Source organism: Vibrio mediterranei, assembly GCF_900088415.1.
In the GTDB taxonomy this organism is placed as follows: domain Bacteria; phylum Pseudomonadota; class Gammaproteobacteria; order Enterobacterales; family Vibrionaceae; genus Vibrio; species Vibrio mediterranei.
Window position 1 is genome coordinate 403,149 of sequence record NZ_FLLQ01000002.1, and the last position, 26,035, is coordinate 429,183.

Annotated in this window: 18 protein-coding genes; 6 read left to right on the forward strand and 12 right to left on the reverse strand. The window is 44.8% G+C overall.

All coding sequences use genetic code 11. From position 1 onward, the window contains the following. Nucleotides 1–179 precede the first annotated feature (179 nt). The gene (locus VME0621_RS07950; RefSeq protein ID WP_038229553.1) at nt 180–2,171 is read left to right on the forward strand and encodes a methyl-accepting chemotaxis protein; all 1,992 of its coding nucleotides are present in this window, start codon (nt 180–182) and stop codon (nt 2,169–2,171) included. Between the two features lie 209 nt (nt 2,172–2,380). Next, nucleotides 2,381–3,553 carry a DUF1887 family protein gene (locus VME0621_RS07955; protein ID WP_006072978.1) on the forward strand — a complete coding sequence of 391 codons (1,173 nt, stop codon included), beginning with the start codon at nt 2,381–2,383 and terminating at the stop codon, nt 3,551–3,553. A 58-nt stretch (nt 3,554–3,611) separates the two neighbouring features. Here the strand turns inward: VME0621_RS07955 and VME0621_RS07960 are convergent, their stop codons facing one another. Next, nucleotides 3,612–4,856 carry an MFS transporter gene (locus VME0621_RS07960; RefSeq protein WP_062462855.1) on the reverse strand — a complete coding sequence of 415 codons (1,245 nt, stop codon included), beginning with the start codon at nt 4,854–4,856 and terminating at the stop codon, nt 3,612–3,614. A gap of 364 nt (nt 4,857–5,220) precedes the next feature. Here VME0621_RS07960 and VME0621_RS07965 point away from each other — a divergent pair, with 364 nt between their 5' ends. Beyond that, complete coding sequence (locus VME0621_RS07965) at nt 5,221–6,102, forward strand: LysR family transcriptional regulator (protein ID WP_006072976.1); 882 nt, start codon at nt 5,221–5,223, stop codon at nt 6,100–6,102. A gap of 74 nt (nt 6,103–6,176) precedes the next feature. Here the strand turns inward: VME0621_RS07965 and VME0621_RS07970 are convergent, their stop codons facing one another. The 3 genes from VME0621_RS07970 to VME0621_RS07980 all read right to left on the reverse strand — a co-directional run bounded on the left by VME0621_RS07970 (nt 6,177) and on the right by VME0621_RS07980 (nt 9,670). Further along, on the reverse strand, nt 6,177–7,553 hold the full coding sequence (locus VME0621_RS07970; protein ID WP_038229549.1) for an aldehyde dehydrogenase: 1,377 nt from the start codon (nt 7,551–7,553) through the stop codon (nt 6,177–6,179). 80 nt (nt 7,554–7,633) lie between these two features. Further along, entirely contained in the window at nt 7,634–8,698 is a 1,065-nt protein-coding gene (gene buk / locus VME0621_RS07975; RefSeq protein WP_099046335.1) for a butyrate kinase, read from the reverse strand. A 36-nt stretch (nt 8,699–8,734) separates the two neighbouring features. Continuing rightward, a complete protein-coding gene (locus tag VME0621_RS07980; protein ID WP_031494278.1) occupies nt 8,735–9,670 on the reverse strand; it encodes a bifunctional enoyl-CoA hydratase/phosphate acetyltransferase in 936 nt (311 codons plus the stop codon). A gap of 683 nt (nt 9,671–10,353) precedes the next feature. Between VME0621_RS07980 and VME0621_RS07985 the strand changes: the two genes are divergently transcribed. Both VME0621_RS07985 and VME0621_RS07990 read left to right on the forward strand, forming a co-directional pair. After that, on the forward strand, nt 10,354–11,880 hold the full coding sequence (locus VME0621_RS07985) for a diaminopimelate decarboxylase family protein (protein WP_062462850.1): 1,527 nt from the start codon (nt 10,354–10,356) through the stop codon (nt 11,878–11,880). Nucleotides 11,881–12,523: 643 nt separating this feature from the next. Continuing rightward, nucleotides 12,524–13,780, forward strand: a complete 1,257-nt coding sequence (locus VME0621_RS07990) for an MFS transporter (RefSeq protein WP_062462847.1) — start codon at nt 12,524–12,526, stop codon at nt 13,778–13,780. 67 nt (nt 13,781–13,847) lie between these two features. Here VME0621_RS07990 and udp read toward each other — a convergent pair whose 3' ends face one another. From udp to VME0621_RS08010, 4 genes are all read right to left on the reverse strand, one after another. Next, the gene (udp, locus tag VME0621_RS07995) at nt 13,848–14,606 is read right to left on the reverse strand and encodes a uridine phosphorylase (protein ID WP_062462844.1); all 759 of its coding nucleotides are present in this window, start codon (nt 14,604–14,606) and stop codon (nt 13,848–13,850) included. A gap of 253 nt (nt 14,607–14,859) precedes the next feature. Continuing rightward, nucleotides 14,860–17,172 (reverse strand): zinc/cadmium/mercury/lead-transporting ATPase, encoded by a 2,313-nt coding sequence (locus VME0621_RS08000; RefSeq protein WP_062462841.1) that lies wholly within the window; start codon nt 17,170–17,172, stop codon nt 14,860–14,862. Nucleotides 17,173–17,242: 70 nt separating this feature from the next. Beyond that, complete coding sequence (locus tag VME0621_RS08005; protein ID WP_006072968.1) at nt 17,243–18,709, reverse strand: MATE family efflux transporter; 1,467 nt, start codon at nt 18,707–18,709, stop codon at nt 17,243–17,245. Between the two features lie 72 nt (nt 18,710–18,781). Then, nucleotides 18,782–19,198: a CBS domain-containing protein gene (locus VME0621_RS08010; RefSeq protein ID WP_062462838.1), complete on the reverse strand. Its 417-nt coding sequence runs from the start codon at nt 19,196–19,198 to the stop codon at nt 18,782–18,784. 253 nt (nt 19,199–19,451) lie between these two features. On the opposite strand from VME0621_RS08010, the gene VME0621_RS08015 reads away from it, so the two are divergent. Continuing rightward, the gene (locus tag VME0621_RS08015; RefSeq protein ID WP_062462835.1) at nt 19,452–19,709 is read left to right on the forward strand and encodes a hypothetical protein; all 258 of its coding nucleotides are present in this window, start codon (nt 19,452–19,454) and stop codon (nt 19,707–19,709) included. A gap of 4 nt (nt 19,710–19,713) precedes the next feature. Here VME0621_RS08015 and VME0621_RS08020 read toward each other — a convergent pair whose 3' ends face one another. From VME0621_RS08020 to nirB, 4 genes are all read right to left on the reverse strand, one after another. Further along, nucleotides 19,714–21,462, reverse strand: a complete 1,749-nt coding sequence (locus tag VME0621_RS08020; RefSeq protein WP_062462834.1) for a bifunctional protein-serine/threonine kinase/phosphatase — start codon at nt 21,460–21,462, stop codon at nt 19,714–19,716. Nucleotides 21,463–21,558: 96 nt separating this feature from the next. Continuing rightward, nucleotides 21,559–23,028, reverse strand: a complete 1,470-nt coding sequence (locus VME0621_RS08025; protein ID WP_038229538.1) for a NarK family nitrate/nitrite MFS transporter — start codon at nt 23,026–23,028, stop codon at nt 21,559–21,561. Nucleotides 23,029–23,083: 55 nt separating this feature from the next. Beyond that, entirely contained in the window at nt 23,084–23,422 is a 339-nt protein-coding gene (nirD, locus tag VME0621_RS08030) for a nitrite reductase small subunit NirD (protein ID WP_062462830.1), read from the reverse strand. Between the two features lie 51 nt (nt 23,423–23,473). Then, entirely contained in the window at nt 23,474–26,029 is a 2,556-nt protein-coding gene (gene nirB, locus VME0621_RS08035; RefSeq protein ID WP_062462827.1) for a nitrite reductase large subunit NirB, read from the reverse strand. Nucleotides 26,030–26,035 lie beyond the last annotated feature (6 nt).

The window sequence follows — 26,035 nt, forward strand, 5'->3', positions numbered from 1 at the left end:
GCACGACAAGTCATATATATTTCAGTTTTTGTTATTTGTAACGATAAAGAGACAAAAGCGCCAAACCTCAATTCCGACCTGATGTTACGAGTGGACGGATAGTGCAAGGTTTAGCGCAAAGCGTCCAGTTAAATTTTGTATGATTTTTGTATTGCTGCAACATTACTAGGGAGAGATATATGCAGGGTTCCGTTATACGGAGGATGTACGCTGGGTTCACGCTCATCGTCATTCTTTTTGTTATCACCATTATGATTATGCTCAGTGGCATGAACCAAATTCATCAGTATTTTGGCTCTGTTTCTAAGTCCTCTCTCCCACTAGTTTCTCTTTCGAATCAAACCAGTGTGCAATTGTTGTCTGCGGACAAATCCTTCAAAGATTTCCTCACTACGCAGAACGAAGAAAGAATGACTATCCGTCGCGAAGAGTTTTCCGCTTCAATGGAAGAGTTTGGTCGTGACTTAGAACAACTCGCTAGCGCTAGTGCCGGTTTCCCCGAACTAGAAAACCGAATTGGCGAACTGCGTGAGGTTCAAGCTCGCTATAGCGAAGAAGCTCAAGAAGCAATGGATAACTATCAATCCATGTTCTCAGCTCAAGAACAGGTTCAACTCTCCACACGACGATTCCAAAAACTCCACTCAGACCTCTCTGTTGGCATGAAAGAGTATGTAGATGACGCTTCGAGTATTTCTGTCAAAGTGATGGCAAAAAGTTACTTTATCAAACTAAAAGACGCCGAACTCATCACTTCAGATGCACTAGCCAGTAGCGATACCGTCTTCGTTCAAGAAGCCGTTAATAAAAACCGCAAAGCCGTCACTCACCTCAACTACGCTTACCGCGGCTTAGTTACACAAATGCCAGAGTTGAAGAAAGTGTTTGAGAGCTCTGTGGAACAATTTACCAAAGATGTCGGCCAGAAAGGCGGCGTGTTAGACCAACATAATAATTATTTGATCGCCAGAGCTGCTCTGTATCAAAACATCGAAAATCTAGCTCTGGAAGTAGACGGCGCGATGGCGACCCTTAACGGCTTCACCGAAACTGCGACAGCCAATCTAAACCAATCTCTTGAACAAGCTGGCACTATCTATGACGAAGGCGTAATAAAAGCCATTGGTATCGGTGTGGTCGTTGTCTTAATTGCAGTTGGTATTGGTTACCACATTGCGCAAAGTGTACGTCAACCACTAAACAGCACACTCAAAACACTAGAAAGCTTAACCGAAGGCGACATGACGCAGCGCATTGAAGTGAAATACAACAATGAGTTCCGCCGTCTAGGCAACCACATTAATACGCTTGCAGACAGCCTGCACAACGTGTTGGTCAAACTGAATGATGCATCGGACAACCTAACAGATACTGCAAGCAACAACCAAAGCACGTCTTTGAGTGCGCAAAGCCAACTTAGTGCGCAGCGTGAGCAAACCGCTAACGTCGCGACGGCAATGACCGAAATGTCTCATTCAGTACAGGAAGTGGCAAACAGTGCGCAAAACTCGTTAGAGAAGGTACATCAAGTCGAATCAGCCTCTGAATCTGGTCGTCAGATCATGAGTACCAATATCAGTACCATCAATCAGTTGGAGCTTCGTCTTAATGAATCGGTTGAAGCGGTTGGCGAACTTCAGAAGATGAGCAGCCAAATTGGCAGCATTTTAGATGTCATTCGCAACATCGCTGAGCAAACCAACCTACTCGCCCTCAATGCCGCTATTGAAGCAGCACGTGCAGGTGAGCAAGGACGTGGGTTTGCAGTGGTGGCAGACGAAGTTCGCGTACTGGCTCAGAAGACCACTGAATCTACCACTGAAATCGAAACCATGATCAGTAACTTACAAACCAGCTCTAAAAGTGCAGGACAAGTCATTGAAAGCTGTATGAAGGATATGGAACTGTCGGTTGAGCAAGCCTCTACCGCTAATGGAGCCATGGAAGAGATACAAGCGTTGATCATTGAAATCAGCCAAATGAGCACGCATATTTCTCAAGCCGCAGGCGAACAAAGTGAAACTACCGTAGATATCGCTAAAAACATCGAGGAAATCAATCATATTGCCGATGAAAGCTATCAAGCTATGTCGCAAATTGCGGCAACAAGTGAAAGCTTAACTAGCCTAGCTAATCAGCAAAGTGAACTAGTACACCGCTTCAAACTTTAGTTTTCGTGTAAGAAACGCGTAAATTCTCCCCCTAAGAGCAGGTTTCATTGAGACCCGCTCTTGTTTTTTACAAGTAACGGCATTATATCTGAATTATGGCTTGCTTCACTTTTCCATGACCTTTGATTTTGAAAGCCCAAGTTTCGATATCAATGACGAATGTCATGCTCTCATTTTCTTCAGCAAGCCAATAGTTGAAGGAAACTATAATGGCCGTTCACGTAGGCATAATTGATCAAGATCCCATTCGTTTGGTAACTCCTTTACTGGATGACCGAACCGTTAGTCGTCACATCATCTTTATTGGTGACGAATCCCAATTTGAAATGTATGAGCGTTTGAGCTCAGTATTGGCGGAGCGCGACATTACTGCAGAATTTTACGAAATTCCCAATATCGTCAATACGTCTGTTATCAAACAATCCATTCTCGGTTTAGCTAAGCAACTTAAAGAAAAGAATGTCGAAGTTAAATTGAATGCCAGTTGCGGCTTAAGACATCGACTGCTTTCTGTCTATGAAGTATTCCGTACCTTCCATTGGCCAATCTTCGTTGTTGAACCGAACAGCGATAAGATGTGCTGGTTATACCCGGAAGGCGCAACTGATGCGCAAGTACAAGATCATATCACCATCGGTGATTACCTAACGATTTTTGGTGCTCGTGGTGAATTTACTGACTACGATCTTCCCCCACAGCTTGACAGAAAACTTTATGAGCTGGGTGAAAAATGGGCGAGTAACGCACTGGAACTGGGTCCGGGTCTAGCGACGCTAAACTACTTGGCAACCACATGCCGAAAAGAACAGAAACTCGATGTTGAGCTTTCCGAAAAACAACAAGGTTATCGCGAACTCAATATGCTACTTAGCGATTTGGTAGAATCTGAAATAGCGACATATGACAACGGCATTTTGACCTTTATCAGTGAAGACGCACGTCGCTTTTCCAATGGGGAATGGTTAGAGAACCTAGTTCATAGCACAGTCAAACAAATCCAAGACGACTTACCGACCATTCAAGATCGTTCTTTGAATGTTCAAGTATACCGTCAGCTTGGTGAGCGAGAAGTTCGCAACGAACTGGATGTCGCATCCGTCGTAAACAATAAATTACACATTATTGAATGTAAGACCAAAGGCATGCGCGACGATGGTGACGACACTCTATACAAACTGGAATCGCTGCGTGACTTGTTAGGTGGCCTGCAAGCCCGTGCCATGTTGGTTAGTTTTAGACCACTACGTCACAACGATATTACTCGTGCAGAAGATCTTGGCTTAGCACTTATTGGACCGGATGAGTTGAAGGATCTAAAACTGCATCTAACCAAATGGTTTAAAGGTGCCGGCGGTATCGATGAGAAAGCTCACCTTTCTTAAGCAGATAGAAACAGAAAAAGCTTGGCCATCGCCAAGCTTTTTTACTTTGATTTTGCGTTTACGCTGCAGCTTGTTGCTGCTTATGCTTTACCGACGCTTTGTGTTTCGCGCCAACAATGACAATACATACATATGCAGCAATCGTCAGGGCTAAAATAGCAAATGGCAACGCTGCCCAACCAAACCCATCTACAGCAACACCACTGATAACGCTACCAGCAGCAAAACCTAATGAGATGAAGAACATCATTAAGCCTTGAGTCAGACCACCACCTACTACGGTCAAGCGAGCAGCAATCGCTGGTGAAATCATATCGGTGATAGTGATACCTTGCAGATAGATTAGGAACAAGCCTAGGGTAATAATGTAGTGCACACTCATTCCGGCTTCAGCTATCACATAAAGCAAACCAATCACGACGATAGACGCAATCGCTGACACTTTGAATAAGCTAAGATTGCCGTAGCGTGCCACAAAGCGCTCAGCCGCGATTAAGATAAACAGACCTACAACTGACGCCACCGAGAGATTCGCAGCTGATAGAGATTGCGCGACACCGTAAGCGTTTTCTAGTAGGTTCGGATATTGAGCCTGAAATGCCCCCTGTCCAGCACATAGCAAACCAACAGCCAGTAGGAACAAACCGAAGTTTGAGAATAGTGATTTTGCTAGACCAACGTCTTCTTTACCATCGACATCCGCTTCGGCACTCGCCTCAGCGTTATCCAGTACTCGTTGAGCTGCTGCTTTATTGGTAAACATGGTTATAACGAACAGTACAGCAACAATGGCCATCATAACGCCAAAACGTTGTTCGTAAGACCACCCTAAATCAGTGATATATGCCAAGGCTACACCAGATAGTAAAGCACCAATAATAAGGGTTTGAGCCATACGACCAAGCTTCATCGCTTCAGTTTTTGTATCGTAGCCCGCAAACGTAATAAAAACTGGGTTTAGCATAAGAAGAATAGCTGAGCCTACACCGAAACATGCAGCACCCACCAGCATCATTGGGAAGCTTTCGCCCGCGACGACGAAACTTGCTCCAGCAAGCAGATAACAGATCATACCGAAAAGCTGCGCATGTCGATGCGCTTTATACTTATCAGCTAGGCCCCCAATAATTGGAGCGGCAAGACCCGCCATACCAAATACAGCCATTGCCAGACCCGCTTGAGTCGCACTACCAGTGCGAGCTAGAATAAAGGAAGGCATTAACATAGGAATAAACACGATTTGCACAATGCCATATGCAAAGTGCGCCGCAAACCAGCCCTCTAAGCCAAGTTTTTTCAACATGATCACAGACCTCAATAGATCATTACCCTTAGTGTTGTGGGTAACAAATTAAACCACAGCAAAAAGATCCGTTTTCTACTGAGCGAATAGCCAGCCCACGCCAAATCTAGGTAAATAATCAACCGAGTAAACACTCTGTTTGACCCGTTGTTAACCATAAAAATACTGGGCTTATTTATAGTGATGATAATATCAGCCTACCTACAAAGTCGTAATAGCCTAAAGTCTCCAGTGTTAAGCCCACACTTCTCTCAGCGTCAAGTTTGTTATACTCTAAACATGCTGACAGAAAGAATAGTAGTCATCTACCCAGACGTGTTGGGTATATACTTTGCCGCTAATTATTAAGGTAGGAGTTTGCCTTATGAATCTCACCAAACTTAGAGTGTTTGCGTTAACTGCAGAGCATGGTTCATTGACCAAAGTTGCTAATATTATGGGTAAAACGCGCACCTCACTAAGTATGGCGCTATCCAGTTTAGAAGATGAATTGGGTGTTGAACTGTTTGAACGGACTCGTAATCGTCTGGTATTAAATGACGCGGGAAGTGCTTTACTGCCCGATTGTCGAAACATCCTCAATATGGCAGAAAGTCTGTACTCAAAAGCCGAGCAGTTTCGACAAGGTGACAGTGACAAAATACGCATCGCCTATGACGACACACTACCGTCTTCATTCTGGCGCAAACAACTTGTTGCTTTGTCTGACGAGTTTCCACATGTCTCCCTGACCGTAATCAAAGCCTCCAGTGCCGATATCCCGACACTCGTTCGTGAAAACCACGTAGATCTTGGCTATGGTTTGGTCTTTAGCTCAGGCGATGACCCACAAGTTAAGGTTCGTGCTCTGCATCGTATTCGAATGATGGCGGTATGTTCCCCTAAGCATGAATTGGCTAAACTCACCAACGTTACCAGTACCGACATTAGTGCCCATCGGCAAATCGTGCTGTCTCACTTGTTTGAAGAGATCCATCAAGACTTTCGCCCCATTTCAAGTAGCACAATGAGCTTTTCTAATTACCAAGAAGTATTGGATGCGGTTATCGATAATTTAGGTTGGGCGATCATTCCTGAGACATTGGTAAAACAAGAGTTACGCCAAGAACATTTAGTGGTCGTGAAGCATCCGAACGGCATGTATTTTGAGAGCTTTGGCGAGATGTCACGCCCGAACGATCATGCGGTAGAAACAAGACAAGCACTGATCGATGGCATCGAAGAAGGTATCTACGACTTGTTTTAACGATCCGCTTTCATAAACGAGAAAAGCCGAAGCAAATGCTTCGGCTTTTTCGTTTCTCGATTGGGGTAAATCGATTAAACGATGCGCAGACCGCCTTGAGCGATTGCGAAACGACGTGCACGAGTGAACGAGTACGCGTTTGTAATACCTTCACCAGTTGGACCAGCGATTGTGAACGTTGAAGTACCTTCAGCGTTGTAACCTACACCAGATAGTGTTGGACCGTTGTGTGCGAAGATAGTTGTGTTGATAGCACGACCGAACTTAGTTACGTTCTCGATGTTGCCAGAGTAGATACATGCAGAGTGCTTATTACCACGCTCAGCTGCAACAGCACGCTCGATAGCTTCGTCGATGTTCGCACAACGAACAACTGGAAGTACTGGCATCATTTGCTCTACGTGCACTAGTGGGTGATCGTTCTCAACAACCATAACCGCTAGACGAGTCTCAGACTCAACGCCGATAGACTTAAGGATCTCACCAGCATCTTGACCAACGTGTTGCTTAACTGGATGCCATACGCGAGCAATTTCTTGTGCAGTACATGGCTTAGCACCGTCGATTTCATCCATAGTTAGGATTTGTGCAGTTAGCTTCTCAGCTTCTTCTGCAGAAAGAACGTAAGCACCTGTTGCTTCTAGCTTAGCTAGGAACTCGTCAGCTACTGAATCTTCAACGAAGACTTCTTTCTCACCGATACATAGTAGGTTGTTATCGAAAGATGCACCGCCGTAAACGCCTGCCGCAGCTAGGTCTAGGTTAGCAGAAGCGTCAACGATTACAGGTGGGTTACCTGCGCCAGCGCCTACACCTTTTTTACCAGATTGTAGGATTGCTTTCACTAGACCTGGGCCACCAGTACCAACTAGCATGTTTACTAGTGGAGATTTAGCGATTTCGTTAAGAGTTTCTAGCGTAGGCTCTTTAACCATAGTAACTAGGTTAGCTGGGCCGCCTGCTTCAACAATAGTCTTGTTGATCATGTCGATCATTACCGCAGAAACAACTTTTGAAGATGGGTGAACGTTGAACGTTACCGCGTTACCAGACGCTAGCATAGAGATAGCGTTGTTAACGATAGTTTCAGTTGGGTTAGTTACAGGAGTAACAGCACCGATAACACCGTATGGTGCACGCTCTTCTAGAGAAATACCGTTGTCACCAGACCATACTTTAGTTTCTAGAACTTCAGTGCCCGGAGTCTTAGCAGCAGTTAGCTGGTGCTTAGCGATCTTGTCTTCAACACGACCTAGTTTAGTTTCTTCACGAACCATTTTCGCGAAGTCTTCAGCTTTAGCTAGAACCGCACCACGGATAGCAGTAAGGATAGCTTCACGGCCTTCTTTGGTAGAGTTAGCGTAGAATTCAACTTGAGCTTTGTGAGTTGCTTCGATTGCTGCTTCAACAGTTTCGAATACACCTTGTGCGTTATTGATATCGAATGACATTTTAATTACCTTCTGTAAAGTATTCAGTGGCGAGCCACTTCTACAGAGCAGGTTCATGACCTGCCCAAATCTTTAATTCATTAAGCGTATGTTTTCGCCGCTTCTTCGCCGTTAGCCACACGCAGTGTGCCTAGTACAAGTGCTTCTAGTTCAACTTCACCTGGGAACTTAGTTACCGGAGCAATGAACTCAACGCGCTTAGTGATTTCAGCTGTGATGTATTTGCTGTAAGCGATACCACCTGTTAGCAGGATTCCATCAACTTTCTCACCACCGAATACCGCGCCCATTGCCGCGATTTGCTTAGACACTTGGTAAGCCATTGCATCAGTGACTAGTTTGAACTCAGCGTCGCCCGCTTCCGCTTTCTCTTCGATTTCACGCATATCAATGCTACCTGTGTAGCTAAAGGCGCCGCCTTTACCTTGGATGAATGCTTTCATCTCAGCATGCGTGTACTCACCGCTGAAGCAGATGTCAATTAGCTCACGAGTTGGCAGGTCACCAGAGCGCTCAGGAGTGAAAGGGCCTTCAGAAACCGCGTCGTTTACGTCAACAGTACGACCGCCCATGTGAGCACCAACAGTGATACCGCCACCCATGTGACACACGATAACGTTCACGTCTTCGTATTTCTTACCTTGCTGTTCAGCAAACTGACGAGCGATCGCTTTCTGGTTAAGCGCATGGAAACGACCTTTGCGTTTAATGGCTTTGTGACCAGAGAAAGCCGCTAGCTCAGATAACTCATAAGTCACTGGTGCGTCAGTGAAGAACGCTTCAATACCGTTCTCGTCTGCAATCTCTTTACCGATGATGCCTGCGAGGCTTGCTGGGTGTTGAATTTGTGCTTCAAGAAGATCAGCGATGACTGCATCGTCAACTTTGTAAGTACCACCAGTGATTGGCTTAAGAACACCGCCACGACATGCAATAGCACCTAGTTCAGACGCTTTAACACCAGCTTCTTCTAGTGCCGCTAGGATCGCTTCTTTACGGAATGCTTTCTGGTGAGCAACAACCGCGCCAAACGGTGCCAACTCTTCAGCACTGTGACGTAATGTTTTCTCGAACAGCTCAGTAGTGCCTTCGAAAACACCGATTTTTGTAGAGGTAGAGCCAGGGTTGATAGCTAGAATTTTCATCACTTATAAACCTAATTTAGTTATTGCTATTTATGATTAAGCAGACGCTTCTGCGGCTGTTTTCTGTTGGCTCATTGCAGCAACAGAACAAGCAAGCGCGATAGAGACTGTCTTCTCTGCTTCGCCGTCAGCGCGAGACACAAGAACAACAGGAATACGAGCACCAAGTAGAACACCCGCCATGCTAAAGCCAGCCATGTACTGAAGTGCTTTCGCAAACACGTTGCCTACTTCGATGTTTGGAACCATTAGGATATCGGCGTTGCCCGCTACTGGAGACTCATAACCTTTTAGGTTTGCAGCGTACTGAGATACCGCGATATCTAGAGAGATAGGACCAGAAACGATACAACCTTCGATTTCACCGTTTTGGTTCATTTTTTGAAGCTCTGCCGCGTCCATCGTCGCTGGCATCTTGTCGTATGGCTTCTCTTTCGCACATAGATTAGCGACTTTAGGCTCTTCGATACCTACAGAGTGCGCTAGGCTTACAGCGTTTTTGATGATGCCCGCTTTTTGCTCAAGCGTAGGCATGATGTTCATCGCTGCGTCAGTAAATACGTGGAAGCTGTCGCCACCTTCTTTGAATAGAACGCCAGCATGGCTAAGCACATTGCCAGTGCGAAGGCCGTGCTCTTTCTTTAGGACTTCTTTAAGTAGAACAGAAGTGTCAATAAGACCCTTCATTAGTAGGTCGCCTTTACCTTCTGCAATAGCTGAAACTGATGCGGTTGCAATTGCTTCAAGACCGTCGGCTTCGATGATCTCAAAGTTGGCTAGGTCAACATTTGCTTTCGCCGCTGCTTCGTTAATTAACGCGCGCTCACCAACAAGAATGACGTCTGCCATGCCTTCTTGGAATGCATTGTTTGCTGCATCAAGCGTTGCATCATCGTGCGCTGCCGCAACAACCATACGTTGTTTCTTGCCGAATTTTTTAGCTTGCTGAATAAAGAAATCTTTATTGTACATAGGGGCGATACCTTTTAATTAAGAAGAAGGAAACAACCTTCTTTTTATTTTCGATAAATATTCATCAAAGGGAGTAATCAATTATTGTGGAGCAATAAATTGAGACTATTTTTAACCCTTTCAAAGGATGGAATTAATCTATCTCAGGTATCGTCGAAATAAACTTCACTCAGAGTCAGGTTTTTTGACCGTTTTACGGTAACAATGATTTGACGATGAATAATTGAAGCAATGAAGTATCAACCAGGGCTATAACTGGCGATCTTCATCACAAAAACAACTTATATTTTCGCGTAGAAAAATAGACTTTTTACTGTCCTAGCCTTAGGTAACACTACAAAGTAACCGAGTAATTTACTTTATAGCGAATAGGTAACAATTACTGGTTATTGCCTTTATTAGTGGAATTTATGGATTGTCACGCTCTAATAACCACTTCAACACCAAAGTCAGAAAGCCATATTCATTCATCAGAGGAATGATTTTGCTTCCTGATGCAAGTTGTTATTTTTCGCTAGCGTAAGTTTTTTTGACGCTGAGTGATGTGCTTGGGGACAACTTCCAAGAATATACTCAACAGCAACAAATCAATACCGCATTCGAGCCTTTGTAGAGTCCAAAACTCAGTAAATAAATCGAATGTAACTTCATGATAATCATTGACTAAATAGTAAGGGTCGAAGATGACAATTCAAAACCGCTTAGAAGAAAGTGTAAACAACCTTAGCGTTGTTCTTGAAGAACAAAAACAACTACTTGCAGAGCACAAAGCTAACCAAAACTACGCTGAACGTCTAAACAACCTATTGACTCCAACTGACGAGTTAACCACACAGGGCGACGATCTATTGATTGGTGGTTGTAAAGCGACTGACCTTATTGAACAATATGGCAGCCCGCTATTCGTTCTAAGCGAAGACACTCTGCGTGGTAACTTACGCCGTGTGAAAAACGCCTTCGGGAACTACTGGCCAAAACCAGTAAACGTTATGTTTGCTATCAAATCGAACACAAACTTTGCGGTTCGCGCTATCTGTAATGAGGAAGGTGTTGGTGGCGACTGTTTCGGTCCAGGTGAAGTTGAAGCAACTCACATTGCGGGCGCTGATCCAAAAACTATCGCACTAAACGGTACAGTGAAACCTGAGCTTGCCATCCGCAAAGCCATTGAATACGGCTACGCTATTCACCTAGATTCTTACGAAGAGATCGAGATTGTTGAGCGTATCGCTCGTGAAGTGAAGCCTGCTGAGAAAGTACGTATCGCGGTACGCCTAAAAGTCATCCCTGAAGATTTCTTCAACGACTTCGAACCAGACGCCTACCCGTTCCCTAACTTTATCGGTGCGATGAAGTGGATTAAATTCGGTCTACTTAAAGAAGAAGCGAAAAAAATCATCAACCGCGTTAAAGAAATCGATATCTTCGAATTCTACGGCTTCCATACTCACCTAGGTCGCTTCTCTAAGCAGCCTGAAGGTTGGGATGCGCTATACCGTGAGTATGCACGTAACGTAATCGAGATCTCTCGTGAATGTGGTGTACAACCTTTCCAAGTGGACCTAGGTGGTGGTTGGCCTCGTGAACGTGAGCCAGAGTGTCGTAGCAAAGAGCACATGATGAACTCCAACACTATCGAAGATTACGCAAAAATCGTCTGTGAAGGTATGCTAGAAGAGTTCACTAAAGAAGGCTTCGAAGTTCCACAATTATGGCTAGAACCTGGCCGTTACATTGCAGGTAACATTGGTACTCTACTGACATCTGTATACGTCGTAAAAGACGATCAAGAGATGGATTACACTTACACTATGGTTGATGCGTCAACCTATCTAGCAACGCTAGTAGAGTCTCAAGAGTCGAAGAACCCTGTACTACCAGCCAACAAGATGACACAACCTCTTGTTAAGAAAACAACAGAAATTGCGGGTCCAATTTGTATTCCGTCAATCTGGGAAAGCGGTGCAACAATGCCTGCATTAGAACCAAAAGACGTCCTAGCAATTATGGATGTGGGTCACTACGCTGAATCTCAAGCGAGTCAATTTAACTCACTGCCACGTCCAGCAACCGTGCTTGTTAAAGACGGTCAAGCTGAACTCATTAAGCGTGCAGAAACAGTTGAGGACGTATTCGCTACTCAAATCCTTCCAGAACGTTTTAAGAAGGCTAAAGCAGAAATCGCTAAAAAGAAAACCGCTAAAGCGTAAGCTTTAACGTATCGGGAATAGAAGCCTCTTAATTGTCATATGGGGTGTTCTATTTAAAAGGCTTAGCTTATTGCTAAGCCTTTTTATTATCTACACTTCCCCTCTACTAATTACATAAGCCTACATTACTTTTCTATTGGTTAGGTTTTTCCATTAATTATAACCAGCCGTTTCCATCCGATCATTTAATAGAACATACTTTAATCCAACTTAGTATTACATAGATAGAGCCAGTACCTAATATTGAAAGCAATTTATACAAATTAACATTTCAAAAACATCATAGTTAACAAATAAACAAAGCTATTTGCAATTAATTATCGATACTATTTTAGGAAAATAATATTGAGACATAGAGCAATATATAACACTACTTTGTACCTATTTAAGGTATATCCAAAAGGAGTATCTCTAGCTAACTTAAGTAACAGTTATCAAGTGAATGACTATCATCCTATTAGGTGTTTTTTGTTAATAATATTTTTAACAAAAGATTTTTATTAATTTTAATAATTCACTTCTTGAAAACTCATCAGTGTGATTGCAGCTACGATGGCTGAAATATTAATTAGAAGGATGCGGGTTGAAATTTTATCTTCTTTCGATTGAACGAGGGAAGCTAAATGGGAAACGCAGATTGATTATGCTAAAAAAACTATGTAATAAACTGGGTATTGAGCTTTGGTTCTCCGCTCACCTTGCCTATGGCTTTGTCCAACTTGTGTTTATCCCGATCGTAATGCCTGCGTTTGTCGCAGAGCGAACCGGCAGTTTTGCCAATGCAGGCTTAGCGATGGGATTCTTCGGTGTAGCGGGTCTTGCAGCTCCTATTATTGGCTTACTAGCAGACAAATATAAAGCACATCGATTAGCTCAGTTTTTAGGCATGGTGGCATATGTGATTGCCGGTTTCTGCTATATCGCTTCAGGCAGTGACTTTAAGATGATGGCGATTGGCTCTATTTTCTTTGGCCTAGGTTCTGCAACATTATTAATGTTAAACCCCGTCTTTATTGCTTTCGCCGGTTATGACAATAAAACGGAAGCTCTCAAGCTGGGTCGAATGGCACAAGCCGCTATTATCGGTACTTTGATTGGCGGTGGCGTGTTAGCAGCTTTAACCGATGGAGGGTTTGGCTATGAAACAAGCTTTTACACTATGATGGGCACCGTCGCTGTTTTAGCCTTGATCACCTTTATGACTAATAAACAGGCTGGTCAGCGAGTACTTGATACCGCAAAAGCTCGCGAAGAAGCAGCGAAAGCTGAGTCTCAACAAAAAGTGAATCTGTTGAGTGTGCTGTTTTCTAAATTCGGTCTATTCCTTTTTGCTGTCGCAGCGTTATGCGCAGGTCAAGGCGCGTTTCAAGCTCAATTCCCAAACTTAATGAAAAATGCGTTCTCGGTATCTGAAGCAATATCCGCCACCAGCCTATCAATTTCAGCAGTGCTTGGGTTAATCGTCGTCGTTATGGCCGAGCGCTTCTCAGCTAAATTTGGTCCAGCAGCACTATTTAGACTGTGTACGGTAGCGTCCATTGTGGTTGTTGCAGCACTTTACTTTATTGCTGAGTTCCAACTCATACCAACCATTGTTTTCCCAGTTGCGTTAGTCATCATTTATTTACAAGGTATTACTGTGACAGACATGTGCTCTCCAGCCGTCGCTTCCCGCTTAACAAGAGTTGGCGCAGGTTATACGCAAGGGCTAATGATGTTCTTCATTTCCATCGGTTTTGCAACTGGCAGCGCGATCAGCGGCTTTACTGTCGAATCGTTTAGCTGGAGCGCATTACCCGTCGCCATTGGTGTACTAACAACAGTTGCTTTTGTATGTATTTGGGCCGTCACTCGTGACAACAAAGAAGCAAAACACCAAGCCTCGACAAAACATGCTTAGAAAATTCGGCGATTTTTGACTAAAAAAAAGCCTCCATAACAGGAGGCTTTTCTAATTGAATCAATGCTTAAAGAAGCTTACGCGCAGCCTCTACAACCACTTTGATAGAGCGAGTTTCCGCTTGCTTCAACGTATCATGGTCAGGTGTTTCTTTCTGAGTACGGTTGATGATAACACCCGCAACACAGCCAGCTTTAAGACCAGAACTTGCACACATAGTCAGTAGCGTTGCCGACTCCATTTCAAAGTTCAGTACGCCCATTTGTTGCCACTCTTCCATAGAACCTTGGAAACGACGAACAACACGGCCTGAGAAGGTATCGTAGCGCTCTTGACCAGGGTAGAAAGTGTCGCTTGATGCCGTTACACCAGTATGCACTGTAGAACCCGCTTCAATTGCCGCTTCTTTCATTGCCGTTGCGACATCGAAATCGGCTACCGCAGGGAATTCCATAGGAGCAAAGTGCAAGCTTGCACCATCTAGACGAACAGAACCCGTCGTGACAATCATGTCGCCAACGCTTACGTCAGATTGAATCGCACCGGTCGTACCAACACGCAAGAAAGTGCGAACGCCCAATTGAGCCAGTTCTTCAACAGCAATAGAAGTTGATGGACCACCAATACCTGTCGAACAAACAACAACCGTCTTACCGTCTAGTTTTGCACGGTATACTGTGTATTCACGTTGGCTAGCCAAAAACTCTGGCTCATCCATTAACTCAGCGATCTTTTGAACTCGAGCTGGGTCACCTGGAATAATCGCTAGTGTAGCGCCTTGTAGATCTTCTTTATTTACTCCGAGATGGAAAACAGCTTGGGACATGGGGGACTCCTTTTGTCTCTTGGATATGTGATAAAGCTTATAAGATCACGCCCAACATAAACGTACACAGATCACACTTTGCCAATGTAACAATGCCAACATTTCAAATAAAAACGGTTTGCATCACACTTTATTGTCATATTGGTCTATAAATTACACGAATAACTCTTTGCTGTTCACAAAAAAACCGCCCTACAGAGGGGCGGTTTATTGATGGGATTATTTATAAATACAGCGAAGCTGAATACTACATTCAATCAAATTTAGATTTATGACGCAGTAATCTCAGTGCGTTGAGGGTCACGATGGCGGTAGCGCCACTATCTGCTAAGACAGCAACCCATAACCCTGTAATACCTAAAAGACTAGTGACTAAGAATATGCCTTTTAAACCTAATGCTAACGTAACATTTTGCTTAATGTTACTGAGTGTTGCTCTTGAGAGCTCGATCATCACAGGAAGCTCACTCAAGCGGTTATGAGTCAGAGCTGCATCAGCTGTTTCCAACGCAACATCAGTCCCCCCACCCATAGCAATACCAATATTCGCCGCTTTCATCGCAGGTGCATCGTTGATGCCATCGCCGACCATAGCGACGCGACGACCTTGAGCTAGCTCATTTACAAAGGTGACTTTATCTGCAGGCAACAAACTTGCTTTATAATCCATACCCAGTGGCGTTGCTATCGCATGTGCGCTTCGCTCATTATCACCCGTCAACATGATGGTATCGATACCGAGCTTAGCGAGTTTTTCCACCGCTTCTGCGGTATCCGCTCTCACTTCATCCTGCCATGCGATAATGCCTTTCACCGTGTTTTCTGTCGCCAGTACCACCACCGTTTTTCCGCCATTTTCCAGCTCAACCACTTTATCCATCACCTCGTCAGCAATGTCAAAAGTGACTTTAGATGGTGCGCTTAATATCCACTTACTACCATCAACAATACCTTCGATACCAACACCAACCAGTGCTTTTTTCTCTTGGGCTTCTGGAATAGTAATGCCACGCTGCTCTACGTACTTAATCAATGACGTTGCTAGAGGGTGATTTGAACCTTGTTCAATCGCGCCAGATAGCGCCAACACTTGCTCAGTATCCAAATCTGCTGTCACTACTACGTCAGTAACATGAGGTTTACCTAGCGTCAGTGTACCTGTTTTATCAAATGCAATGGCTTGAACGTTGCCTAACTGCTCTAACGCTGCGCCGCCTTTAATCAGTGCACCACGTCTTGTTGCCGCGGCAAGGCCTGACGTAATCGCTGCTGGTGTTGAGATCACAAGCGCACAAGGACAAGCGATCAGCAGTAACGCTAAACCACGATACACCCAGGTTTCCCATGGCTGTGCAAACATAAGAGGCGGCGTGATAATTACTAGTAGCGATACCAACATCATTAATGGTGTGTACCAACGACTAAATTTGTCCAAGAATCGTTCGATTGGCGCTTTTCTCGATTCCGCTTCTTCTATGAGGTGAAGAATGCGGTCAATAGCGTTTTCACCCTGTTTGGACGTTACCGTGAGTCGTACTACTTTGTCCGCCAGTACCGCGCCAGCCATAACAGTCTCACCGACATGGCGTTCGACAGGGAGCGATTCGCCTGTCAATGCACTTTCATCAAAGCTGGCGTTAGCATCCAATAACGAACCGTCGGCTGGCATACGATCACCAGGTGCAACTTCGATAATGTCACCGGGCACAAGTGCCGATGCACTCTTGGTTTGACGCACACCATCTACAATCACTGTAGCTTCTTCTGGAACCAGGGACATTAGCGCTTGGACACCACTGCGCGCTCTCGAAGCAGCAAACGCTTCCAATCGCTCACCGATAAGAAACAGTAACAGAACCATTGCTGCTTCTACCGTTTCACCGAGATACAGAGCACCAATCGCCGCCACACTCATTAGTGTTTCAATGGCAAAAGGAGTACCAGATTTGGCCAGTTTCAATGCCTTTGAGGCAATAGGGATAAGACCAAGAATACATGTAAGCGTGAATAGCCATTCGCTTAACTGCGGCAAGCTGCCTTTAAACGCAGCAGCGATCGCCATACCTGTAGAGATAGCAAGGATATGAAAGTTGTCTTTTAATGTTTTTTTCCAACCTGTTAGTTGGTCTTGCGGCGCTGTATTATTGCTGCCATCTAAAGCGTTCAGAGTAAAGCCAGCATCAACAACGGCTGCTTCAACTTGAGTAAATAACGCAACATCATTAACTCGAACCACCAACTTTTCAGTGGCAAACAGAACTTTAGAGCTCACCACACCAGCTAACTTATTGGTTGCTGATTCCACTTTTCTAGCGCATGCGGGACAGTCCATCCCGACAACTTTCCAAGATTTTAATAGTCCAGAATCAGGTTCACTTTTCCCACCGGAGGCGGCAGGTTCATCAGGTTCCGACGCACAGCAACTGCTCTCTGAGTCGCAACAATCCGCAGATTGCTCGCTAGAAATAGCCGTTACTTGTGCGATTTTTGGCGCGTTGCACGCATCACCCGCGGGACGAATGGCGTTGATAGATTGTGAGCTGCACGCTTTATGTTTTGTACACATGGGATTCTCCTTTGCTTATCCTACACCCCAAGTGTAAACCTTGGAGCTAGCTCCAAGGTCAAGAAGAATTTTACCCTGATAGTGTTGGCGACTCTAACTGCTCCTCAACTTTCGACACATCATTAATCATAACCGGGTCTGTTGTACTGAATGGTTGAGAGTTAACACAAACCAAACTTGGGTCTTCTTCTGTACTTTGACATTCGCCAGTCTTACGCAGTTCAGAGATATGGAATTTAAGAACAATGTAACCTAACACCCCAAACACGATATTACCCACCGCTTGTCCATACAAGACGCCCAACGCACCAAACCATAATGAGCCTAAGTACACAAATGGCAAAGTACCTAATGTCGCCTTACTCAGATTAAGTGCGGTAGAATACAGTGGCTTACCCAAATTATTGAACGACGTATTCGCAACAAACAGCACACCATTAAACACAAAGGTAATTGCTACATAAGTCGCAAATGCCGCCACGATCAGCGATGCATCACCGGTTAACGAGAACATGTTAATAATCGGCTGTTGGAGAAGATACAATAAAGCGCAAACCACTAATGTGTAGATGGTCGTCACGATGAGTGAGTTCTTTAGCGTTTCCTCCACACGATCAATTCTTACCGCTCCATAGTTTTGCCCCACGATAGGCCCAACAGCCCCAGACAGCGCAAAGATAAAGGCAAAACAAACTGGCGTCAGACGACCTATTACCGCAAACCCAGCAACAAAATCCTCACCATACTGGGCAATAGCAGTGGTCACAATCGCATTACCAATAGGCGTTGCGGTATTAGTAATAATGGCAGGAATAGCGATCGCCAACATCACTCTGGCATCACTAATGACATTCGAATATGTAGGTTTGGCTAGTAATTTGTGAACACGTAATAACGGTGCAAACGAGAAATAGAACACAGCAAATCGTGCGACCACCGAAGCGGCGGCGGCCCCTTCCACATTCCAGTTAAAACCGAAAATGAAAATAGGATCCAATATAGCGTTAACGATCCCACCCGCAAGCGTTGCCCACATCGACCGTTTAGCATCACCCGCAGCTCGCAAACCTGCACCACTAGCCATACCTAAAGCAATCAGAGGCGTACTCGGTAATAAGATCCAAAGGTAGGCTTCTGCCCTCTCGTGTGCTCTCCCTTCTGCACCGATGGCCGTCAGCAGTTCTGGAATGTAGGCACACATTATTGCCGTTACAATCGCGCTAATGATAAATGCGATGACAAGAACACTAGAGCCTATCTGCCTTGCATAATCTACGTTCTTAGCTCCAATCGCTTTGGACATTAATGCACCCATAGCGATGGAAGTTCCTATAGAAACGGAGGTTGCAAAAAAGGTTAACGTACCAGCGAACCCAACCGCAGCAGCCAGTTCGGCTTGACCCAACATACTGATGAAGAGCATATCGAGTAAATCGACAATGAATATCGCCATGATTCCGACAGTAGAGGTTCCTGACATCACCAGGATATGCCTCATGGTTGATCCTTCAACGAATTTAGCCGATTGGTCCGCCATATCAGTCCTTTTTATTTACACGCAACAAACAATAAAGGGCGCCGAAGCGCCCATAGGGGAATATTGTTTAGTTTACACAGGATGTTTGAAGCACGCTTCAATATTTTTGCCGATGGCTCGAAGTACATCGCGGCGAGTAATCGTTCCTACCAATCTTCCATTGTCGATAACAGGATAGACTTTCGGTTTACCGACCTTCATCATATCGGCAAGTTCAATGATTGACGTTTCTGGTGTCACTGACAACACCTCTTGATGCATACAATCCCCAACAGTATGCGTGTCTTGACAGTGATAGCTAACTTTAACCAACTTATCGAGCAAGTCTTGTTCCGAAATGAAGCCAATTACTTGTTCTCGTTCATCAATAACTGGACCACCAAGGTGGTTAGATTGCATGACTTTATCAAGCGCAGCGCTCAATGACATGTCTTGTGTAAAGGTCACCGTTCTTTGAGTCATGTAGTCTTTAACTTTTAGCGATTCCATGGCGATCTCCTTCAGCCCCAATAACTTAATCTTGATAAGTTTATTGTTGTCCAAATTTTCAATATTGCTAAATGGGATTCTACGATTCTTGTAATAGACATTACCTATCAATCCATGATGTTAGGTAAGAATTGTTTGTCCCGTTTAAATTAAGCGTAAGACGAATTTTCTTGTTTTGCCTATCTTATTGTTAAGATTTTTGTAACAATCGGTCGCCTTATTGTCTGTTAACTCAATGCACTGAGTCATTTTCATGCTAAAAAAACTTCTCAACTCTCTCGCGAATGCGGTCGAATTTCGCTCTCGCATTTGGGTAGTCCATGTTTCCGAGTCCATACTCAAAGACCAGTCATATGTGGTCAATGAAGATCAGTTCTCGTCTCCGCTATCTTGGATGAAAGGCAAAGGCTACGATCAAGAGATGCTGAGTAAAGTCGAGTGCATGAAGCGTTCACAAATCTTAGTGTTCGAACTCGGTCGCACTAAACACCAGCTTATGCGCGTCAAGTAAACAGCTATTGAATCAGTAACAGCATCAACTCGATGGCGGCTAATAATGCAAGCAACGCTGTCGCTCCCTTCCAAAAGAGCAATGGGTGCTTTTTAATGAACGGACTCGTCTCATATTGTTTCATTAACGTTTTATTCGGCTGACTCAAATCCAATAAGAACTCTCCCAACGCTTGATAACGATGTTGCGGATTGTGATGACAAGCCTTCTTTAAGGCCATGTCCAACCACAGCGGGAGTTCAGGATTGGTAATTTGAATACTCTGATACTTCCACTGTTGATGGCGTGCATTGTCGACACTGCGTGCGATCACCGCTTTATAGGGAAGCGTGCCAGACAGCATTTCATACGTCATTACCGCAACAGAAAATAAATCGGATACGGTTGTCGCTTCATTGCCATTCAAATACTCAGGGGCAATATAATTCGCCGCGCCTTTAGGCATTTGAACACCTTGTTCTTGTCTTGCTTCGTCTAAGCCCTTCACCGAAACAGACCCCAAATCAATCAAGGTCACTTGCAGCGACTCTGATATCATTACATTTTCCGGCTTTAAGTCGCGATGTACCATATCTAACCGTTGCAACACTCGCACCGCTTTCACTATCTCAGAAACAATGCTCCTCACAGAGTCTAAGCTCGGCGTTGGGTTATCAAGCATCCATTGCCTCAACGTGCTCCCTTCTATCGGTTCACATAGTAAGTAGAGAAAGGGAGAATTAGCAGGTCGTGGATAAGTACGCATGATTCGATGGCTATTCACATGCGTTCCCACCCAATACTCATTACTTATGTCGAGTAGAGCCTGTTTATCTTCCACATGCAGTAAAGAAGGCGCTTTGAGAATATACTTCCTATCAGTCTGTTCCTGCCTCACCTCATAAACATGACTTCGAGTTCCAGCATGAAGTACTTTTGTCACCGTGTAACTATCAATTCTGTTGTTCACTTTAAGCGGGGGTGGCACCACTTGGTTAAGTGATTGTTGTTGAAACTCATGCAATGTTAGGTTGGGAACATGATCGATGGAAACCAATAAGCTGGTGACATTGTCTTGGCTACCATTTTCTATGGCGAGATCCGTCAATGCTTGGCTTCGTGTCTCAAAGCCTTGGTGCTGATTTTGGATAACGTTGACCAACTGTTCATCAGTGGTGAAATCATGTACCCCGTCGGTTGAGAGCAAGAAAAGATCGCCAGTTTCAACGGCAAAGGTCTGAAAATCGACCTCCAATTTGCTATCCATGCCTAAAGCGCGAGTTAGGTACGTCGCTTTACCGATGTTGGTCCGCTGATGATCTCTAGTTAACAAACGGAGTTTGCCTTGTCTAAGCAAGTATATCCGGCTATCACCCACATGAAATAGATAAGCCGTATTGGATTTGACGACAATGGCACTAAAGGTAGTTACCAGTCCATTATGCTTCAGCGGTTGCTTCAGACTCTGCTCATATAGCCAAGTATTCAATGACGTCAATACCTGAATTGCTGAACGCCGAACACTCCAACTTTCTGGCGTTGCATAATAATCGGCGACAAACTGCATCACACTAGTGTGACTGGCTTTCTGCCCGTGTTCACTGCAGCTCACACCATCGGCAATGCAAGCAAGCATACCCTTGGTTTCCAACTCACTTTGCAGTCTTGGCTCTCGAACCACAAACGCGTCTTGGTTTTCGCTTCGAGTACCTGCAGAAGACACGCCGCCGTATGATGTCGTCAGAGCTTGTGGATGGTTAAGCGGTAAGCCCATAATCATTCCCTAATTAAACCTTCGGAGAACAAAAGCCCTGTGCAAGCAGAGCTTTTGAACGAGTGAGCACGCTAAGTGCTCACTCCCCGATTACCATTAATGAGATACGTTGATTAACGTTACGCTACCATCTTCGTTTACCTCAGCTATTTGACCACTGGGCTCTTCCATAAACATCAAGGTTGCAAAACCAAGAACCGCTGTACCCGCGATAACATAGAAGAAGGTTTGATAGTCCACGAACGACAGAACCGTCAGATAAACCACAGCACCGACATTCCCGTAAGCGCCTGTCATTCCAGCGATTTGACCTGTCATGCGGCGCTTGATTAATGGCACCGTCGCAAACACTGCACCCTCACCAGCTTGAACAAAGAACGAACAAACCATGGCAGCACATACTGCAAGCCACAACGGCCACTCACTGTTGACTTGACCCATCATAAAATAACCCACAGCCAAACCTGCTGTTAGAATTAACAATGTCGATTTACGACCAAATTTATCTGAGATCCAACCGCCGCCAGGACGCGACATTAAGTTCATAAAGGCATAAGCCGAAGCCACCATACCCGCTAAAACAGGCGTCAGTTCAAAAGTCTCAGAGAAGAACAGAGGTAACATCGAGACCACCGCCAACTCCGATCCGAACGTGGCAAAATATAAAACGTTCAACACCGCTACTTGCTTAAACTTATATTGATGCATCTCCGGAACTGGCTTAGAGAAGATAGATTTGTTGACCTTCCAGACTTGAGAAACTTCGTATCCGTATAGGACTACTAAGCCCACATAGAAGGCGTTAACCACAGTGTCACTCAACATGCCAATATTCGATGGAGCAAGTTTCCAAGCAAGTAGAGCAAGCGCGGCATACATTGGGATCTTCATGATCAACAGGAAGAAAAAGTCCCCTTTCGATGTCACTTCCATCGCTGCTAAATGTTTAGGTTTAAAGTAAGTCGATCCTTTTGGCGTATCTTGAACGTTACGATAAAAAATGACTGAGAACACCAAGCTCATTAGGCCCGTCACACCAACGGCATAGCGCCATCCGTCGTCACCACCAAACATCAGAGCCAAGGTTGGTAAAGTGAAAGCCGCCGCCGCTGAGCCAAAGTTGCCCCAACCACCATAAATACCTTCCGCAGTACCCAGTTCATCATGTGGGAACCACTCAGATACTAAACGAATACCAATAACAAACCCTGCACCAATAAAACCTAATAGGAAACGAGCGATAGCCGCTTGAATAAATGAATCTGACAACGCAAAAACAAAACATGGAATAGAACATATTGCCAACAGTGCGGAGTAGACCAGACGTGGACCATATTTGTCGGTCAACATACCAATGATTACCCTCGCTGGTATCGTCAGCGCCACGTTGAGGATAAGTAAGGTTTTGATCTCTTGCGTTGATAAGCCCAATGACGTTTTTACCATTTGAAGTAATGGTGCAAAGTTAAACCAAACCACAAAGGTAATAAAAAAGGCCATCCAGCTTAAGTGCAGTGTTTTCATCTTCCCTGAAAACGAAAACAAATTAAATTTAGTGCTTTCCATAACAAATTCCTTTTACTGATCAATGTGTTGATCAGGTTTCCTTGTACACGAAGAGTTAAGCTGCAAGTGGCAACTTGAGTTGAACATCATTACCACTGACTCGTACATCAAACCGAGTCAGTTGGACCTCTGGCTCTTCAATGCAGACACCCGTATGTAAGTTAAAGTGCTGCTTGTAAAGCGGTGAAGCCACACAAGGTTGGCCATCTAGCGAGCCCATAATGCCGCGAGACATCACATAGGCATGGCCAAAAGGATCATAATTGCAAAGCGCGTACAGTTGGTCGCTACGCTGACAATAGAAAATAGCGACCTGTTTATCTTCGACTTTAGCACACACTCCGGTATGTGGTACTAAGTCATCAGTTGAGCAAACAGTTAACCACTGACTCATATTCTTCTCCTTAACTATCAAATTTCATTCGCCTATAGCGAGGCAACGTCGTTAAACTTCAACAACATCAATACGTTGCTCCAAAATAAGCGCTTGTTTCTTATTATTAGTTGGGAATCTTTGTTGGCGAATATTGACAAACTGAAGGTTACCATCCAGTTCATCGGTATTAATAAAGTGTTGGAATCGTTTTAGTTTCTCTGGGTTTTCGAGTGTGGTTTTCCACTCACACTGATACTTGCCGACATTGGTAGCCATGTCCTCTTCCAGCTCATCGGCGAGTTGCAATTTGTCATCGACAATCACTTGTTTGAGGTATTCAATGCCGCCTTCTAGGTTTTCAAGCCACACAGAAGTTCGTTGTAAACGGTCTGCAGTGCGGACGTAAAACATCAATAGACGGTCGATATAACGAATCAGTGTGTGTTCATCAAGATCAGTGGCTAGCAAGTCGGCGTGACGAGGACGCATGCCACCATTACCACACACATACAAGTTCCAACCTTTGTCGGAGGCAATCACACCAATGTCTTTCGACTGAGCTTCTGCACATTCACGAGTACAGCCTGAGACAGCGAACTTCAGTTTGTGAGGCGATCTTAGCCCTTTGTAACGATTTTCAATGTCGATAGCTAAACCTACACTGTCACCGACACCATAGCGGCACCATGTGCTCCCGACACACGATTTCACCGTACGTACCGATTTTCCGTAGGCGTGTCCGGTTTCAAATCCTGCTTCCACCAATCGCTTCCAAATCAAAGGCAACTCATTGAGTTGTGCCCCAAACAAGTCAACGCGTTGACCTCCGGTAATCTTGGTATATAGGTCGAAATCTTTAGCTACCTGACCAAGTACAATCAATTTATCTGGTGTAATTTCACCACCAGCGATACGAGGAACCACCGAATATGTTCCATCTTTTTGCATGTTACCCAGATAGATATCGTTGGTATCTTGGAGCTCCACGTGTTGCTCTTCCAGAATATAGTCATTCCAAAACGACGCTAAAATTGAGCCCACTGTTGGCTTGCAAATCTCACAGCCCAACCCAGAGCCATGGCTAGATAGTAATTCATCGAACGTCTTAATTTGGTTAACGCGAATAATGTCGCTGAGTTCTTGACGGGAATAGGCAAAGTGCTCACAAATATCGTTGTTCACTTCAACGCCGAGGTTCATCAACTCACTATCGAGTACTTGTTTTGCTAACGCTGAACAGCCACCACAACCTGTCGATGCATTAGTGGTATCTTTTAGCGCAGCCATCGTGTTACAACCGCTCGCCACCGCTTGTTTGATATCACCCTTTGTCACATCAAAACAGGAGCAGATCACCGCAGAGTCAGGCAGAGCATCCACACCGAGTCCTGCTGAGCTATCGTCAGCCACGTTAGGCAGAATTAATACCGAAGGGCTGTCTGGGAGAGCTATGTCGTTTTGTTTGAGTTGCAATAAGCTGCCGTAGGCGTCAGCATCCCCTACCAAAACAGCACCTACAATTTTACTGCCATCCTCAGACACAATTAGCCGCTTGTAGACTTGCTCAATTTCGTCATTGTAGGTGTATGACTGCGCACCAACTGTCTTTCCGTGAACCTCACCGATACTCGCAACATCAACGCCCAACAATTTAAGTTTGGTGCTCATATCGGCACCAGTAAATGCCAGTGGCTCCAATGAATCGACAATTTGGCTAGCTGCGACTTTTGCCATTTGATAACCCGGAGCAACAAGCCCGAAGATCTGATTTTGCCACAAAGCACATTCGCCAATTGCATAGATATCCTCGACGCTGGTACGGCATTGGTCATCAATCACTATTCCGCCGCGCGGCCCTATCTCAATATCCGCTTGACGCGCTAACTCATCTTGAGGACGAATGCCAGCCGAGAAGACAATAAGGTCGGTCTCAAGGTAAGTACCATCAGCAAAATTCATTCGATAGCGAGCCTGCTCACCTGCAATAATTTCAGTAGTCGCTTTATCGGTGTGCACCGATACACCTAAATTTTCAATTTTCCTGCGCAGTAATGCGCCGCCACCTTCATCAAGCTGCACCGCCATAAGACGCGGGGCAAACTCCACCACATGTGTATCTAAACCAAGGTTTTTAATCGCGTTAGCGGCCTCCAAGCCGAGTAATCCACCTCCGACAACGACGCCTGTTTTACTGACTTTACTGCCCGACTCGATGGCATCTAGGTCTTCAATGGTGCGATAAACATAACAGTGTTCTTGGTCATTACCAGAAATGGGCGGTACAAAAGGAAATGAACCCGTGGCAAGTACCAACTTATCGTAACTCTCCTGACGCCCACTTTCGGTTGTCACCTGCTTTTGGTCTGTATCAATCGAGACAACTTTGTCATTTAAGACATAGTTAACCCCATGATTCTGATAGTAAGTTTCATCGGTTAGCGCAAGATACTCAGCACCTTTATCGTCATCAAAATAGCTGGTAAGCTGCACGCGGTCATAAGCAAGTCGCGACTCTTCTGAAAACGTGATAATTTGCGCAGACTCATCGTTTGCAGCAATCACGCTATCAATGAACTTGTGGCCTACCATCCCATTGCCGACCACCACAATCCTTTGTGTTTTCATAATGCT

Coding starts and splice junctions, on each gene's coding strand:
- VME0621_RS08010 (WP_062462838.1), bottom strand. CDS start 19,198: ATGGAATCGCTAAAAGTTAAAGACTACATGACTCAAAGAACGGTGACC.
- VME0621_RS07990 (WP_062462847.1), top strand. CDS start 12,524: ATGCTAAAAAAACTATGTAATAAACTGGGTATTGAGCTTTGGTTCTCC.
- VME0621_RS08025 (WP_038229538.1), bottom strand. CDS start 23,028: ATGGAAAGCACTAAATTTAATTTGTTTTCGTTTTCAGGGAAGATGAAA.
- nirD (WP_062462830.1), bottom strand. CDS start 23,422: ATGAGTCAGTGGTTAACTGTTTGCTCAACTGATGACTTAGTACCACAT.
- VME0621_RS07950 (WP_038229553.1), top strand. CDS start 180: ATGCAGGGTTCCGTTATACGGAGGATGTACGCTGGGTTCACGCTCATC.
- VME0621_RS08015 (WP_062462835.1), top strand. CDS start 19,452: ATGCTAAAAAAACTTCTCAACTCTCTCGCGAATGCGGTCGAATTTCGC.
- VME0621_RS07970 (WP_038229549.1), bottom strand. CDS start 7,553: ATGTCATTCGATATCAATAACGCACAAGGTGTATTCGAAACTGTTGAA.
- VME0621_RS08020 (WP_062462834.1), bottom strand. CDS start 21,462: ATGGGCTTACCGCTTAACCATCCACAAGCTCTGACGACATCATACGGC.
- buk (WP_099046335.1), bottom strand. CDS start 8,698: ATGAAAATTCTAGCTATCAACCCTGGCTCTACCTCTACAAAAATCGGT.
- VME0621_RS07965 (WP_006072976.1), top strand. CDS start 5,221: ATGAATCTCACCAAACTTAGAGTGTTTGCGTTAACTGCAGAGCATGGT.
- VME0621_RS08000 (WP_062462841.1), bottom strand. CDS start 17,172: ATGTGTACAAAACATAAAGCGTGCAGCTCACAATCTATCAACGCCATT.
- VME0621_RS07955 (WP_006072978.1), top strand. CDS start 2,381: ATGGCCGTTCACGTAGGCATAATTGATCAAGATCCCATTCGTTTGGTA.
- VME0621_RS07980 (WP_031494278.1), bottom strand. CDS start 9,670: ATGTACAATAAAGATTTCTTTATTCAGCAAGCTAAAAAATTCGGCAAG.
- nirB (WP_062462827.1), bottom strand. CDS start 26,029: ATGAAAACACAAAGGATTGTGGTGGTCGGCAATGGGATGGTAGGCCAC.
- VME0621_RS07985 (WP_062462850.1), top strand. CDS start 10,354: ATGACAATTCAAAACCGCTTAGAAGAAAGTGTAAACAACCTTAGCGTT.
- VME0621_RS08005 (WP_006072968.1), bottom strand. CDS start 18,709: ATGGCGGACCAATCGGCTAAATTCGTTGAAGGATCAACCATGAGGCAT.
- VME0621_RS07960 (WP_062462855.1), bottom strand. CDS start 4,856: ATGTTGAAAAAACTTGGCTTAGAGGGCTGGTTTGCGGCGCACTTTGCA.
- udp (WP_062462844.1), bottom strand. CDS start 14,606: ATGTCCCAAGCTGTTTTCCATCTCGGAGTAAATAAAGAAGATCTACAA.